Origin of the sequence: Denitromonas iodatirespirans, from assembly GCF_018524365.1 — a bacterium.
Lineage (GTDB): Bacteria > Pseudomonadota > Gammaproteobacteria > Burkholderiales > Rhodocyclaceae > Nitrogeniibacter > Nitrogeniibacter iodatirespirans.
The window spans coordinates 1-1209 of record NZ_JAEKFT010000095.1; the positions used below are offsets into that span (position 1 = coordinate 1).

The following is a 1209-nucleotide window of genomic DNA, read 5'->3' on the forward strand; positions in this document are numbered from 1 at the left end:
CCAGGGCGATTGCACCTATTTGGCATATTTCTGAGTCCTCGAACAACAAAGGACTTGTGCACAGCGTAAAAATCCCGTCCACTCTCGTCTTTTGGGCAACAGATGGGAAAGACGCTGGTGGAACACCTTGCCGTAATCGAAGATCCGCGCCGAGGGCGCGTAGCGTATGACTTGACGGAAATACTGGTGATCGTCACCTGTGCGATGTTCTCCGAGGTCGAGACCTTTGTCGACATCGCCGAATGGGCGCGTCACAAGGAGGCTTGGCTGCGCCGCTTCCTGCGTCTGGACAACGGCCTTCCGTCTCACGACACGCTCAACCGAGTATTCCGTCTGCTCGATCCCAAGGCCTTCGAAGATGCCTTCCGTGCCTGGGTCGGCGACACCTTGCCCGCCTTCCGGCACATTGCGATCGATGGCAAGAGCCTTCGCGGTTCGGGCAAGCGCAACCCGGTCCATATGGTCAGCGCCTTCGCCACCGAAGCAGGGCTGGTGCTGGCCCAGCGCGAGGTGTCGGGCAAGGGCGGTGAGCTGGCCGCGATCCCGCATCTGCTCGAGGCGCTCGAGTTGCGCGGTGCGATTGTCAGCCTCGATGCGCTCGGTTGCCAGCGCGAGCTGGCTGGGCAGATCCGAGCGCGCGGCGCTGACTATCTGCTGGCAGTCAAAGGCAATCAGCCCGGCCTGCATCAGGCGCTCAAGGATGCCTTCGCCGACCAAGCCGACGCATTGGCGCATGAGCAGACGCTTGACGGACATGGTCGCAAGAGCATCCAGATCGCGAGTGTGATTGCCAACACCGGTCATGTCGATCGCACCCAATGGCCCGACTGCACCAGCCTGGGTCGAGTGCTGTCGCTTCGCACACAGAACGGCAAGCCGGGGCGGATCGAGGCACGCTACTACATCAGCTCCGCAACGCTTGATCCGGACGAGCTCGCGGGCGCTGCGCGCCGACACTGGGCGATCGAGAACGATCTCCATTGGCGTCTGGATGTGATGCTGCGCGAGGACGCGTGCGCGGTGAAACGTGATCACGCCCCCGCCAACCTGTCGATCGTCCGCCGCCTGATCCTAAACATGCTCAAGCTCGACACGACACATCCAAAGCGCAGCGTCAGGCTGCGGCGAAAGTGCGCCGGCTGGGACGACGATGAGCGCATGCGGGTGTTACAGATTCTGCCGATATGATGGTTGGATGCAATTGCCCTG

General features: G+C 61.9%; 1 protein-coding gene. It reads left to right on the forward strand.

Annotated features, from left to right (window positions below):
• Positions 1-117: 117 nt before the first annotated feature.
• Positions 118-1188 (forward strand): ISAs1 family transposase, encoded by a 1071-nt coding sequence (locus I8J34_RS24065; protein WP_214364165.1) that lies wholly within the window; start codon positions 118-120, stop codon positions 1186-1188.
• Positions 1189-1209: the final 21 nt, after the last annotated feature.